13 protein-coding genes are annotated in these 14,118 nt (G+C 56.0%); 6 read left to right on the plus strand and 7 right to left on the minus strand.

Annotated features, from left to right (window positions below; all coding sequences use genetic code 11):
- Window positions 1–5: 5 nt before the first annotated feature.
- The 3 genes from GRI39_RS04125 to GRI39_RS04135 form a co-directional block, all read right to left on the minus strand.
- On the minus strand, window positions 6–1,805 hold the full coding sequence (locus GRI39_RS04125; protein ID WP_160738376.1) for an acyl-CoA dehydrogenase C-terminal domain-containing protein: 1,800 nt from the start codon (window positions 1,803–1,805) through the stop codon (window positions 6–8).
- Between the two features lie 26 nt (window positions 1,806–1,831).
- On the minus strand, window positions 1,832–2,314 hold the full coding sequence (gene hisI, locus GRI39_RS04130; RefSeq protein WP_160738377.1) for a phosphoribosyl-AMP cyclohydrolase: 483 nt from the start codon (window positions 2,312–2,314) through the stop codon (window positions 1,832–1,834).
- A gap of 262 nt (window positions 2,315–2,576) precedes the next feature.
- The gene (locus tag GRI39_RS04135; protein WP_246204856.1) at window positions 2,577–3,323 is read right to left on the minus strand and encodes a ComF family protein; all 747 of its coding nucleotides are present in this window, start codon (window positions 3,321–3,323) and stop codon (window positions 2,577–2,579) included.
- A gap of 66 nt (window positions 3,324–3,389) precedes the next feature.
- Between GRI39_RS04135 and GRI39_RS04140 the strand changes: the two genes are divergently transcribed.
- Window positions 3,390–4,184, plus strand: a complete 795-nt coding sequence (locus GRI39_RS04140; RefSeq protein ID WP_160738378.1) for a class I SAM-dependent methyltransferase — start codon at window positions 3,390–3,392, stop codon at window positions 4,182–4,184.
- Window positions 4,185–4,220: 36 nt separating this feature from the next.
- Here GRI39_RS04140 and ppdK read toward each other — a convergent pair whose 3' ends face one another.
- From ppdK to GRI39_RS04155, 3 genes are read right to left on the minus strand one after another with little or no spacing between them, the layout of a single operon-like run.
- A complete protein-coding gene (ppdK, locus tag GRI39_RS04145; RefSeq protein WP_160738379.1) occupies window positions 4,221–6,887 on the minus strand; it encodes a pyruvate, phosphate dikinase in 2,667 nt (888 codons plus the stop codon).
- A 56-nt stretch (window positions 6,888–6,943) separates the two neighbouring features.
- Window positions 6,944–9,220, minus strand: a complete 2,277-nt coding sequence (gene glyS, locus GRI39_RS04150) for a glycine--tRNA ligase subunit beta (protein ID WP_160738380.1) — start codon at window positions 9,218–9,220, stop codon at window positions 6,944–6,946.
- Window positions 9,217–10,128 carry a glycine--tRNA ligase subunit alpha gene (locus tag GRI39_RS04155; RefSeq protein ID WP_160738381.1) on the minus strand — a complete coding sequence of 304 codons (912 nt, stop codon included), beginning with the start codon at window positions 10,126–10,128 and terminating at the stop codon, window positions 9,217–9,219. Before GRI39_RS04155 ends, glyS begins: the two co-directional genes overlap by 4 nt.
- 229 nt (window positions 10,129–10,357) lie before the next feature.
- Here GRI39_RS04155 and GRI39_RS04160 point away from each other — a divergent pair, with 229 nt between their 5' ends.
- From GRI39_RS04160 to pth, 4 genes are all read left to right on the plus strand, one after another.
- Window positions 10,358–11,254, plus strand: coding sequence for a TraB/GumN family protein (locus GRI39_RS04160; RefSeq protein ID WP_160738382.1), 897 nt, complete (start codon window positions 10,358–10,360; stop codon window positions 11,252–11,254).
- Window positions 11,251–12,117: a TraB/GumN family protein gene (locus GRI39_RS04165; RefSeq protein WP_160738383.1), complete on the plus strand. Its 867-nt coding sequence runs from the start codon at window positions 11,251–11,253 to the stop codon at window positions 12,115–12,117. The genes GRI39_RS04160 and GRI39_RS04165 overlap by 4 nt, the downstream gene beginning before the upstream one ends.
- A 125-nt stretch (window positions 12,118–12,242) precedes the next feature.
- On the plus strand, window positions 12,243–12,887 hold the full coding sequence (locus GRI39_RS04170) for a 50S ribosomal protein L25/general stress protein Ctc (RefSeq protein ID WP_160738384.1): 645 nt from the start codon (window positions 12,243–12,245) through the stop codon (window positions 12,885–12,887).
- Window positions 12,888–12,995: 108 nt separating this feature from the next.
- Complete coding sequence (pth, locus tag GRI39_RS04175; protein ID WP_160738385.1) at window positions 12,996–13,565, plus strand: aminoacyl-tRNA hydrolase; 570 nt, start codon at window positions 12,996–12,998, stop codon at window positions 13,563–13,565.
- A 144-nt stretch (window positions 13,566–13,709) separates the two neighbouring features.
- On the opposite strand, the gene GRI39_RS14530 is transcribed toward pth, so the two are convergent.
- Window positions 13,710–13,997, minus strand: a complete 288-nt coding sequence (locus tag GRI39_RS14530) for a hypothetical protein (protein WP_246204916.1) — start codon at window positions 13,995–13,997, stop codon at window positions 13,710–13,712.
- Here GRI39_RS14530 and GRI39_RS14535 point away from each other — a divergent pair.
- A complete protein-coding gene (locus GRI39_RS14535; protein ID WP_246204902.1) occupies window positions 13,996–14,070 on the plus strand; it encodes a hypothetical protein in 75 nt (24 codons plus the stop codon). The two genes, GRI39_RS14530 and GRI39_RS14535, sit on opposite strands and share 2 nt — an antisense overlap.
- Window positions 14,071–14,118 lie beyond the last annotated feature (48 nt).

Raw genomic sequence — 14,118 nt, forward strand, 5'->3', positions numbered from 1 at the left:
ACATATTATCCCATTATTTCAAAATCTTCCAAGCTGAGTTTCATAAGATTTTCAGCTCCGCATTGGGCTTGGCGCTTCAGCATTGGAACTTCTGCCAGCCCGCGCTCAGCATAATGATGCGCGATGGTGAGCTTGGCTTCATAAAAAGTGCGATCCCCTTCGTCTGCATCAAGCTTGGACTTGGCTGCCTCGGCAATCCGCAGCCACATGAAGCCAACAGATACCACACCCACCAATTGCATGAAGGCGAAAGAACCAGCCCCCAGATTGTCCGGATGCACGCCTGCATTTTTCACCAGCCATTGCGCTGTTTCCCGAAGGTCACACACCGCTTCAGCCAAGGGAACCGCAATGAAATCAAGTTCAGCGCTGGCGGCATCGCATTCGCTTTGGATCAGGCTGAAATAGCTTTCTGCAACCTTGCCCTCGTCGCGTGCCAGCTTGCGACCGGCGAGATCCATCGCCTGAACGCCATTGGCACCTTCATAGATCATCGCCACACGCGCATCGCGCACGCATTGTTCAAGGCCCCATTCGGCTACATAACCATGCCCGCCGAGAACCTGTTGCATATTCACTGCGGTCTGAAAGCCGCGATCAGTGCCGAAACCTTTCAGAACTGGCGTCAGGAAACTGACCATCGCGTCTGCCTTGGCCCGTTCTTCTTCCGTCTCCGCCCCATGGGCTAGGTCAAGCTGAAGTGAACACCACAGAATAAGTGCTCGAAAACCTTCGATAAACCCGCGTGCGTCCATCAGCATCCGCCGGACATCTGCGTGAACAATAATCGGATCGGCGACAGCAGAACTATCAGCCCGTTCACCCATCGCCCGCCCCTGGCGACGATCCAGCGCATAGGCCGCAGCGTTCTGATAGGACAGCACCGCCTGCCCCAACCCCTGATTGCCGCAACTGAGCCGCGCAGCGTTCATCATAATGAACATCGCCGCCAGGCCCTTGTTCTCTTCACCCAGCAACCAGCCTTTGGCACTGTCAAAATTCATCAGGCAGGTTGAACTGCCATGAACGCCCATCTTCTCTTCAATCGAGCCGCATGTGGCGGGATTGCGTTCCCCCAGCGAGCCATCTGCATTCACAAGGAACTTGGGCACGATAAACAGCGAAATGCCGCGTGAACCTTCCGGTGCATCCGGTGTCTTGGCGAGGACCAGATGGATAATATTATCCGTCAGATCCTGTTCACCACCCGAAATGAAGATCTTGGTTCCGGTTATGGAAAAGGAACCATCCTCTTGCGGAACCGCACGGGTGCGGATCATGCCAAGGTCTGTACCACATTGCGGCTCTGTCAAAGCCATTGTGCCAAGCCATTCACCCGATACCAAATTGGGCAGATAGGTCGCCTTCTGCGTATCGCTGCCTTTTTCAAGGATCGCAGATACGGCGCCATGGGTCAGACCGGGGAACATATTGAAGGCATGGCAAGCCGAGTTCATATATTCTTCGACGACTGTCGCGAGAATATGCGGCATTCCCTGCCCGCCAAATTCCTCTGGCAGGGCGAGCGTCCCCCAACCCGATTCGCAATATTGGGCATAGGCTTCAGGAAAGCCGGTTGGTGTCGTAACGCTGCCATCCGCATGGCGGGTACAGCCCTCCCGGTCGCTAACCGGATTGAGCGGTGCGATCACCTCTGAACAGAACTTGCCAGCCTCTTCCACGATCGTTTCAATCAGCTCTGCATCAGCCGCAGCAAAAATCGGGAGGTGGCCATATTTTTCGAGCTGTAGAACATCTTGCAAGATGAAACGCGTATCGGAAGTTGGCGCAGTATATGACGGCATTTTGTTCCTCTGAGTTGGTATCGGGTCTATTCGCCCGCCGGGTGCAAGCCATTCTCATCGAGCGAGCGATAAAAACAGCTGGTCGCTCCTGTGTGGCAGGTTGGGCCCTTTGGCAGCGCTTTCAGCACAATCGCATCCTGGTCGCAATCGACCAAAATGTCCTGCACCTCCAGCACATGGCCAGAACTTTCACCTTTCATCCATAAGCGGCCTCGGCTGCGAGAATGGAAATGGGCGAAACCTGTTTGCCGGGTCTTTTCCAGAGCTTCCCGGTCCATGAAAGCAACCATCAGAATTTGCATGGTTTGCGCATGTTGCACCACTGCACTGAGCAGCCCGGAATCGTCGAACTTGGGCATGAAGGCCCGTCCCTGTTCCCTGTCTGCAACATCACTCTGATTGTTGGAAATCGTTCTATCCTTTCCTGAAATATGCCGACGGAAGGTCCATGGCTTCGATTGTTGCACGATAACCACAGATTGAGGGCAAAATCCAACCACTCTCGTCATGGCTCTTCCTAAAGACCCGTTTCAATGGAATGAAGAGGTCGTGGCTCTGGGGAGGGCCGCTAAAACCAAACCAAGGCGCATCAGCATGCGTGCCAAGGTTATGGGGGGTAAGTAAGGTTGTTTCCACGATGAAACAGCCACGAACATGAGGGTTGGGCCGTGTCGCTGGGGGGTGACACATTTGGTCGTCGAGACTGGCCTGTTAAATCGTCACGCGAACGCCCGGAGCTTGTCTCCGGGCGTTTTGCTATGAGAAACCCACTCAATAATTCAGCGCTTCATCCAGCACCCTTGCGAAACATACGATTCTCACCTTTTCGGCACCTGCTCGCTTGAGCACAGACACACAGGCATGAGTGGTTGCACCACTGGTCATCACATCATCCACGAGAATGATTTGCGCGCCCTTGATCTGATCGCCGCGACGATGATTGATGCGAATGGCACCAGATAGCGCTCTGGCGCGGGCCTTTTTGCCTAAACCGCCGAGAATCGGTGTCTGCCGATGGCGTTCCAGCCCATCCACACAGAGTTGGTAATTCCGTGCCTTGGCAATGGCGCGCGCCAGCAATGCTGACTGGTTGAAACCTCGCCGCCAAATTCGCCAGCGGTGGAGGGGCACAGGCATCACCAGCCATTCACCCTCCAATTCAGGCAATCGCGCCAGCATGAGCTTGGAGAGCATGTCGGCAAGCGCAATCCTGCGGCCATGCTTGTAAGACAGCACAAGGCGGCGCGAAGCGTCATTATACAGTGTAGCGGCGGCAATTCCGTCATGCTTGGGCGGATTGGCTATACAGGGCGCGCATAGAGCATCTTCCAACCCACTCTCAGGGGGAAATGGCCTCTGACACGCGGTACAGGCAGGCGAGCCAGGAATAACCAGCTCTGACCAGCATTTGGCGCAAAGCCCCTTCTGCGCGGCCATTCCTTCGCCGCACAAGGGGCAGCGTGGAGGATAAATGAGGTCCACCAAGGGAGAGAGCGCTTCACCGATCATGCCTGCCATGCTGCATCCAGCGCCCACAACAGGCAAGCTGTTGCGAAATTTTGCAGCACAAGGCAGGGGCTGAACATGGCTAACCAATCCCCTCCCCGTATCTTCTCCGCCAAGCGCCGTTGCGCCATTCGCTTTCGCGCCCATGCGCTGCAAAAACAGCCTGACGCCGCACGATTTCTGCTCGATGACCGGGTTGAAGATGTGTTGGAGCGCCTCGCTTTTCTAAGGCATGAGCCAGCAACCGCGCTGATCATCGGGGATTTGACCGGCAAACTGGCCAGCGAACTCATCAGGAGAGGATGCGCCGTCACCTCAGCCGACCCGGCAGCTCTGCCCGGTGTGTTGGCGTTGGATGAAGAGCAGCCCTACCCCGTCAGCGGGTTCGACCTTATTGTGAGCCTGGGAACACTGGATACGGTGAATGACCTGCCCGGTGCGCTGATCCATATCCGGGAAGCGTTGGCGGACAATGGGCTCGCCATTGCGAGCTTCTCAGGCGCTGGCAGCTTGCAGAGCCTGAGGCAAATCATGTTGCAAGGTGATGGTGAACGCCCGGCAGCACGGATGCATCCGATGGTGGATGTCCGTTCCGCAGCGCAGTTGCTGCAGCGGGCTAATTGGGCAAGCCCGGTGGTAGACACGCATTCGCTCTCAGTGCGTTACCGTTCGCTCGATACACTGGTTCAAGATGTTCGCGCCCAAGGGCTAAGCAGTGCGCTTGCCTCAATTGCCCCCATGATGTCGCGGGACGGACTGGAACACGCACGCAAGGCCTTTGCCGATTCCGCGGATGCAGAAGGTCGCGTCCTCGAAACATTCGAGATACTGACTTTAAGTGGCTGGAAACCAAAAGGCGGATGGTTGCAGTGAAACAACCACCCGCCTGCTTAGTCTAGTCCAATCCGCTTAGCGCAGAGCAGCCTGCGCCGCAGCAAGCCGCGCAATGGGCACGCGGTATGGTGATGCGCTGACGTAATCCAGCCCGGTCTTCTCGCAGAAGTCGATGCTGGCCGGATCGCCGCCATGTTCACCGCAAATGCCGAGTTTGATGCCGGGCCGTGTAGCGCGGCCGCGTTCCACGGCAAGCGATACCAACTGACCAACCCCGTCCACATCAATGCTGACGAATGGGTCGCGCGCATAAATGCCCTTCTCCACATAAGTGGAGAGGAAGCGGCCCGCATCATCGCGCGAAACGCCCAGAGTTGTCTGCGTCAAGTCATTGGTGCCAAAGGAGAAGAACATCGCTTCTTCAGCAATTTCACCAGCCATCAGAGCCGCTCGTGGAAGCTCGATCATCGTGCCGACGAGGTAGTCGATCTCGCGGCCCTTTTCGGTAAAGACGGTTGCAGCCGTGTCGTTCACCAGCTTGCGCAGGATTTCGAGTTCGCGCTTGGTCCCGACCAGTGGAATCATCACTTCAGGGATCGGTGCAAGGCCACTCTTGTCCGCCACGTCACAGGCCGCTTCAAAAATAGCGCGAGCCTGCATTTCGTAAATTTCAGGATAGGTGATGCCAAGACGGCAGCCACGATGGCCGAGCATCGGGTTAAATTCGTGCAATTCTTCCGCCCGACGCTTCAGGTGATCGACCCCGAAGCCAGTGATTTCTGCCAGATCAGCAAATTCATGATCGCCCGTGGGCAGGAATTCATGAAGCGGCGGATCGAGCAGGCGGATCGTGCATGGCAGAGGGGCCATAGCTTCGAAGATTTCAGTGAAATCCTTGCGCTGCTCAGGCAGCAGCTTGGCAAGCGCTTTGCGGCGCCCCTCTTCACTTTCTGCCAGAATCATTTCACGCACTGCACTGACGCGGCTGGCATCGAAGAACATGTGTTCCGTGCGGCACAGGCCAATGCCCTCTGCACCGAATTGGCGTGCCATGGCGCAGTCAGCCGGTGTTTCCGCATTGGTGCGGACACCCATCCGGCGGTGGCCGTCGGCCCATTCCATCAGCTTGGCGAAATTGCCTTCCAGCTTCGGTTCGATCGTGTCCACCCGGCCATTCATTACCTGACCATTGGCACCATCCAGCGTGATGATATCGCCTTCTTTCAGCTCGACACTGCCGATCCGCAAAGTGCGGGTCTTGCGGTCAATCGAGACGGCTGAAGCACCAGAGACGCAAGGGCGGCCCATACCGCGTGCGACCACGGCAGCATGGCTGGTCATCCCTCCGCGTGCGGTAAGAATGCCCTTGGCGGCATGCATCCCGTGAATATCTTCCGGGCTGGTTTCAACCCGGCACAAGATTACGGCTTCCCCGCGTTCAGCCCACGCTTCCGCCGTATCGGCATCAAGGACGATCTTGCCCGAAGCCGCCCCAGGTGATGCAGGAAGGCCCGTGGTGAGCACATCGCGTTTGGCGTCCGGGTCAAGCGTTGGGTGAAGAAGCTGATCCAAAGCCATTGGATCGACGCGCAAAATTGCCGTTTTTTCGTCAATCAGCCCTTCTGCTACCATGTCCACCGCAAGCTTCAATGCGGCGGCAGCGGTGCGCTTGCCGCTGCGGGTCTGAAGCATCCACAATTTGCCGCGTTCCACGGTAAATTCGATGTCCTGCATGTCTTTGTAGTGCTTTTCCAGCAGGTCAAAAACAGTGGCCAGTTCCTGATAAGCTGCGGGCATAGCCTCTTCCATCGAAGGGGCGGTTGCGCCGGAAGCTTCACGGGCGGATTTGGTGAGATATTGCGGCGTGCGGATACCTGCCACCACATCTTCACCCTGCGCATTGACGAGATATTCGCCGTAATATTCTTTCACGCCAGTTGCCGGATCGCGGGTGAAAGCAACTCCGGTGGCGCTGGTGTCACCCATATTGCCGAACACCATGGCCTGCACATTGACGGCCGTGCCCCAGCCGCCGGGAATGTCGTTCAACCGGCGATAGACCTTGGCACGGTCAGAATCCCAACTGTCAAAAACAGCAGCAATCGCGCCCCAGAGCTGTTCATGCACATCCTGCGGGAATGGCTCACCATTCTGTTCCTGTGCCACGATGGTCTTATACTGCCCCACCAGAGCGCGCCAATCATCTGCGCTCATTTCGGTGTCCGCGAAATAGCCGTTTTCTTCCTTGGCGATTTCGAGCGCTTCTTCGAACAGACCGTGATCGAGACCAAGTACGACATCGGAATACATCTGGACGAAGCGGCGGTAGGAATCCCACGCAAAGCGATCATCGCCAGACACGGCGGCCAGACCTTCAACCGTCTCATCATTGAGGCCGAGGTTGAGCACCGTATCCATCATGCCAGGCATGGAAACACGCGCGCCCGAACGGACCGACACCAGCAAAGGATCGGCATTGTCACCGAAGTTCTTGCCGACCGTTTTTTCGATATGTTGCAGAGCCTTGGCAACTTCTTCTCGTAAAGAGTCTGAGAAGTTTGCGCCTTCTGCCAGATAGCGCACGCATTCTTCGGTGGTGATCGTAAACCCCGGAGGAACCGGCAGGCCGATAGAGGCCATTTCCCCAAGGTTAGCGCCTTTACCACCGAGAAGATTCTTATCTTTTGCACGCGGATCATCGTGACGAACGCCGCCACCGAACGTGTACACCATCTGGCTCATTAAATTATCCACCCCTGTCAGGTCATGAGACAATCACATCACCGAGTTTTAATCCCTCATCCCTCGATACGTGAGAAATCTGCAACATTGTGCACTGCGGCACGGAATTGGGCAAGCAATGAGAGACGAGATGATCGTTTTTCCCTTTCAGGTGCATTCACGATCACAGTCTCAAAGAACGCATCAATCGGAGCGCGCAATGTGGCCAAAGCCGCCATCGCCCCTTCGAAATCCTCTGCCGCCACAGCCGCAGCTGCCCGCGGCTCAGCCTCACTCAACGCTTCAATCAGTGCTTTTTCAGCCACTTCCGGCTCATAAGAGATCTCCGCAAGGTGGCGCTCAGCCATTTTAGCGCGGATCACCGGAGCAAGGTCCGGATCATCGACCAGGGCCAGCGGATCTTCTTCGCCTGTGCGAGAAATTTCAGCCTCATCCCCCTGCCAATCCTCTTTCTTGAGGATATTGGCCGCGCGCTTATATCCGGCGAGCAGATTGGCGCCGTCTTCTGTTCCGATAAAGGCCTGAAGAGCGGCAATGCGCTTCACCATACGAACATTGTCACCGCCTTGCTCAACAGCAACCACGGCATCGACCATGTCGTGACGAATATCTGCATCGCGTTGCTGGACCTTCAAACGCTCGATCAGGAAATTCGCAATCTCCTGCCCCGCCTCTGCTGATTTGCCAGGATGGGCCGCAGCCGTAATCAGATCAAAAATCGAGACGCGAAGTTCATTTTCAAGAATGAGGCTGAGAATGCCAATCGCTGCGCGTCTGAGAGCGAAAGGATCTTTCGAGCCCGTCGGCTTTTCTTCAATTTGGAAAAAGCCGACCAGCGTATCCAGCTTATCCGCCAGCGCGACCGCAACCGTTACCGGAACATGAGGCACATCATCGCCCTGCCCGACCGGCTTGTAATGGTCGCGGATGGCGTCGGCTACGGCGTCGGGTAGACCTTCGGCGCGGGCGTAATATCCGCCCATAAGGCCTTGAAGTTCTGGAAATTCCCCGACCATTTCGGTGACGAGATCGGCCTTGGACAGCCTTGCTGCCAGTTCCACCTGATCGGCCAGTTGCTTTACTGCACCCTCGTCATTCCCGCGAAGGCGGGAATCCGGTTGGCTAGGCTGCGTGTCCCCGCTCTGGCCCCCCGCCTGCGCGGGGGTGACGATTTGAGGGGCAATCGCGCCGGTTTGAGGGGTAACAATGCCTTCTTCAACCAGCCAGCGGGCGAGTTTGGCCACCCGCTCCACCTTGTCGGCCACGGTACCGAGCTTTTCGTGGAAAGTGATCCGCTGCAAGCCCTCGGCATGATCTGCCAATTGCTTCTTGCGATCCACATCCCAGAAGAAGCGGGCATCGGAGAGCCGGGCGGCAAGGACTTTTTCATTGCCCGCCACAATCGCCACGCCGCCATCTGTGGCCGCGATATTCGCGGTGCAGATGAAGGCATTAGCAAGCTTGCCGGAAGCATCGTTGCAGACGAAATATTTCTGATTGATCCGCGTGGTAAGCTGGATCACTTCCGGCGGCACTTCGAGGAAGGCTTCATCGAAACGGCCCAGAAGCGGCTGTGGCCATTCTGTGAGGCCCGCATTTTCAACCACCAAACCTTCATCTTCCACCAGTGTAAGGCCCGCAGCCTGTGCGGCTTCGCTCGCCTTTTGGCGGATCAGCGCTTCACGTTCGGCATGATCGACAATCACATGGCAAGCGCGGAGCTTATCCTGATAATTGTCGACATGGCCAATGGTGATATCACCCGAATGATGGAACCTGTGGCCCAGCGTCACCAGCCCACTGGTCACGCCATGAACCTCGCAATCGACCAGTTCTTCACCAAACAGCGCGAGAATACCTGACAGCGGGCGAACCCAGCGCAGGCTTTCCGTGCTGGCTGAAGCCGCGCCCCAGCGCATACTTTTGGGCCATGGAAAAGCGCGGATGATCGCCGGAATGGCTTCTGCCAGAACATCCTTCACCGCACGGCCGGGAACATTCTTTACGGCAAAATAGGTCGCCCTGCCCTTCACTTCACGCAGCTCAAGCTGATCGCGGGTAACGCCATTCTTGCGGCAGAATCCCTCAATCGCCTGGTCGGGCGCGCCTTCTGGCGGGCCCTTGGCTTCTTCGCTCACTGCTTCTGTCTGTTCAGGCAGATTGCGCGCGATCAGCGCAAGGCGGCGCGGGGTGGACCAGATGGTCAGATCGCCCAACGTGATCCCGGCAGAGTCCATCTGGGCGCGGAACAGTTTTGCCAGATCAGCGCGCGCGCCTTTCTGCATCCGGGCAGGAATTTCTTCGCAGCGTAATTCGAGGAGGAAGTCGGTCATGCCTGCCACTCCGGATATTCTTCGGTCCAGCGGGGCGTTTCCTTCTCCACATGGGCCACGCAGGCGCCCCGTGCGAGATCACGCACCCGGCCCATGTATGAAGCGCGTTCCTGCACAGAAATCACGCCACGCGCCTGAAGCAGATTGAAGATATGGCTGGCTTCAATCGCCTGTTCATAAGCAGCAATCGGCACACCAGCGTTAAGTGCGTTCCGGCATTCAGCCTCAGCCTTGTTGAACAGATCAAACAAGGCATCCGTATCGGCCACTTCGAAATTCCATTTGGACATCTGCTTCTCATTTTCGAGAAACACATCGCCATAGGTGAAGGCAGGGCCATTTTCGTTCGGCGTGTTGAACGCCAGATCGTAGACGCTATCCTTGTTCTGGATATACATCGCCAGACGTTCCAGACCGTAGGTCAGTTCACCAGCCACAGGCTTGCAATCATAGCCGCCCATTTGCTGGAAATAAGTGAACTGGGTGACTTCCATCCCATCGCACCAGACTTCCCAGCCAAGGCCCCATGCGCCAAGCGTGGGCGATTCCCAATCATCTTCCACGAAGCGGATATCATGCTTCAGCGGATCAATGCCGATCACTTCAAGGCTCTTGAGGTAGAGCTCCTGAAGGTTGGGTGGGCTTGGCTTCAGGATCACCTGATATTGGTAATAATGCTGAAGACGATTGGGGTTTTCACCATAGCGGCCATCGGTCGGGCGGCGGCAGGGTTGGACAAAGGCCGCATTCCACGGCTCCGGGCCGAGGGCGCGCAATGTCGTCGCCGTATGAAAGGTACCAGCGCCAACGCGCATGTCGTATGGTTGCAGGATCAGACAACCCTGCGCACTCCAATAATCATGGAGCGCTAGGATCATGTCCTGGAAGCTCTCAGGTGCTTTTGTCATCGTGGATGCGCCATGGCCGATGGTCGGAAATGCGTCAATGGAGCAATCGGCGGATGTAACAATGCAACATCTGTGTCTTTCTTGACACGAGAAGATTTTCTGGGCTTTCTCAGTGGCAATTGGCGCTTATCGCAAATGCCTAAAATGTTTACGAGGAACCTCTGAGGGTGGTCGATGCGTTGTCGGGTCAGAAATGGGACGAGCCCGGCTCCATCAAGAAAGGCAATTCATGTTCAAACTGTCACGTGTGATTCCTTCGCTGGTCGCATTTTGCCTCAGTTTCGTGACGATGGGCTGCGTTACGCCGCAGGCGGTTGCTGAAAGCACCGCCAATGGCCCGGCATTATGGGAAGTGTCTGATGATGACACGACGATATATCTCTTCGGGACAGTTCACGCTCTTCCTACAGATGTCGATTGGTTTCGCGGACCGATCAAAACCGCATTTGACAGTTCGGACGAACTGGTGACCGAAATCGCCCTCAACGATACGAGCGGAATGCAGAAGCTCATTCTGGAGAAGGGAATGCTTCCCAAGGGCCAGAATTTGCGTGACATGATGACACCGGAAAACCGCATTCAATATGAGGAGGCAATGGTCTCCCTTGGCGTTCCAGTGGAAGCCTTTGACCATTTCAAACCCTGGTATGCGGCCATGACATTGCAGGTTCTGCCCATTCTTCATTCGGGCTATATGCAGGACAGCGGCGTCGAAAATGTTTTGTCCGGACAGGGTACAACCAAAAAGATGGCTGCGCTTGAAACTGCAGAGCAGCAGCTTGACCTGTTTGATAGCTTGCCCATGCAGCAGCAATTGACCTATCTCGACCAGACAGTTGAAACCGCCTCCCAGATTGTCCCGACTATTGATGAGATGGTGGCAGAATGGCTGGCAGGTGATGCGGATGATCTGGCCAAATTGCTCAACTCTGAAATGACCGACCCGGCGCTGTACAAGCGACTGCTGACCAATCGAAATGCACATTGGGCCGATTGGATCGCGCACCGTATGAAGCAGCCCGGCACGGTGTTTCTGGCCGTTGGTGCGGGGCATCTTGCCGGCAAAGGCAGTGTGCAGGACCAGTTGAAGAAGCGCGGTATCAAAGCGCGCCGCATCAACGAATGATCAAGCGCCTCCTGCCGCTTTTCGCAGCCCTGTGCCTGTTGGCATGTCAGGGTAAGCCGGCGCAGAACTGGCCTGCTCCCAGCCCCGCATTATGGGAAGTTCGCGGGGCTGATGATACGGTGAAGGGCTGGCTTTTTGGGACGGTCCACGCCTTGCCGGATGGTGTGGAATGGCGCACTCCTCTGCTCGACCATGTGGTAAAAGAGGCTGACCTGCTCGTGGTTGAAGTTACCAATCTTGATGACAAAGCAGCCGCCAATGCAAGCTTTATGCGATTTGCCAAGGCATCCGGCCTGCCCCCGCTCATGGATCGTGTACCACAGAAAGACCGCCCCGCCCTCACCCGCCTGATGCGGGATGCCGATGCCCGGCAAGGCGATTTTGTCCCCTATGACAGTTGGGCGGCAGCGCTAATGCTCGCCAATGCGGCGCAATCGGGTAAAGAGCCGGAGAACGGTGTTGACCGGTGGTTGCTCAAGCGCAACATCAAGACGGTCGGGTTGGAAGGCTTTGAGCAGCAATTCAGGATTTTCGATCAACTGTCTCAGTCACAACAGGTGGCCTTGTTGATGGGGGTTGCTGAAGAAACTCAGGATAGCGAAAGTGATGGCAATTTGCGCGCATGGCTCACCGGCGATGTTGATGCGCTGAAAGCCGAAACCAGCAAGGGTATTCTGGCCGACCCGGCCTTGCGCCAAACATTGCTGATTGATCGCAATGAACGCTGGGCAGGGGTTATCGATGGTTGGCTGAAGAAAGACCACGCAGTGCTGGTGGCTGTCGGCGCTGCCCATATGCTGGGCGATAAAGGGCTACCTGCCCTCTTGCGTCAGCGCGGATATAGCGTGAACCGCATTCAATAGGCGGGCCTCGCACCAGTGCTTGCATTATGGCGGCATTGGTATTATGCGGCCTTCTTTCCCGTTATCGGTCATCCCTGGAGGCGTGGCGGGAGAAAACACATCTACGTTATTCGAAAGGCATGATTATGAGCGACGCTCTGACCCTGCCGGCTGAAACACGCGATCGGGTTGGCAAGGGAGCCTCCCGTGTACTCCGTCGTGAAGGCCGGACACCCGCAGTTATCTATGGTGCGAACCAGGACCCTGTGGCCATTCATCTTGAAGAAAAAGAACTCTCGAAGCAGCTGAACACCGGCCACTTCATGACTTCTATCGTTAATCTTGAAGTGAATGGTGAAATCATTCGCACGCTGCCGAAGGACGTTGTTCTTCACCCGGTCAGCGACGCGCCGATCCATGCCGACTTCCTGCGCCTTTCCAAGGACGCAACGGTTGAAGTTCTGGTTCCGGTTATCTTCACCAATGAAGAAGCTTCACCGGGCCTCAAGAAGGGCGGCGTGCTGAACGTCGTTCGTCATGAACTCGACCTCATCTGCGATGCAAGCCGCATTCCAAATGATATCGAAATCGACGTTACCGGCCTTGAAGTTGGTGATTCGATCCATATCAGCCATGTGAAGCTGCCTGCTGGTTCCGAAAGCGCGATCACTGATCGTGACTTCACCATCGCAACCATCGTTGCTCCGTCCGCTCTCAAGCGTTCGGAAGCCGAAGCGGCGGCTGAAGAAACTGAAGTCACTGAACAGACTGACAGTACAGTTGAAGGCTAAACCCTCCAAGGGTTGAAGCGCTTTACTGCGTGAACTATTGCGCCGGCCATACCTCAACAGGTGTGGCCGGCGTTTTCATGTCGGCTGCATCAGAATTAGGATCACGCCATGCAACTCTGGGTAGGTCTCGGAAATCCCGGCCCGCAATATGCCATGCAACGCCACAATGTCGGCTTCATGGCGCTGGACGTAATGGCCGACATGCATAATTTCGGCGCGGTGCAGAAGAAATTTCAGGGTTGGGTTCAGGAAGGTCGCATCGGTACGGAAAAGGTCATTTTCCTCAAACCGGCAACCTATATGAATGAAAGTGGCCGTTCTGTCGGGGAAGCCATGCGTTTCTATAAGCTGGATCTTAACGCTTTAACGGTATTCCATGACGAGCTGGATCTCGCGCCTTTCAAAGTGAAAGTGAAGCAAGGCGGCGGTCATGCTGGTCATAATGGCCTGCGTTCGATCGATCAGCATTGTGGTGGAGAATTTCAGCGCGTACGCCTCGGTATTGGCCATCCGGGGCATAAGGATCGTGTGACCGGCTATGTTCTCGGCAATTACGCCAAGGCTGAGCAAGATGCATTGGTGGGTATGTTGGGAGCAGTGAGTGCAGAAGCAGAATGGCTTATCAAGGGCGATGCCCCGCGCTTTATGACTGAAGTCGCGCGGCGTCAGCAGGACTGAATGTCTGTCATTTGAATGACATGATAAGATTCTGTCCCAGATAAAAACAGTCTCACCACAGGGTTGGACTTGCTTCTTAGGATGCTCTTGAAGGCATCCACGAAATGTAAAAGGGGATCTGCCCACATCGGGTGATCTTTTAGATTATGATGAAGGGTAGGATATGATCCGCAAATTTTCCGTTATTCTCGCTGGCGCATGTGCGCTGAGCATGGCCGCTCCGGCTTCTGCACATTGGTGGTGGGGTAGCTCCAGCTCCTCCGGCGGCTGGTCTTCAAGCACCAGCACCAGCAGCGGTTCTTCAACTTCAACCAGCACCAGCAGCGGTTCTTCAACTTCAACCAGCTCCACTTCAGGCGGTTCAACCACGTCAACATCGGGTGGAACCACCACCGGCGGTACGGCAGTTCCTGAACCCGGGATGCTGGGCATGGCTGGTCTTGGCCTTCTCGGTCTTGGCGCAATCCAGACACGCCGTCGCAAGCTTGCACGCAAGGCGGCCTGAAGAACGCAGGCAGATGAGCCTTATCTGTTATTTGGCGGTCTTTTACGG

It is taken from the genome of Altericroceibacterium indicum (assembly GCF_009828105.1).
GTDB lineage: Bacteria > Pseudomonadota > Alphaproteobacteria > Sphingomonadales > Sphingomonadaceae > Altericroceibacterium > Altericroceibacterium indicum.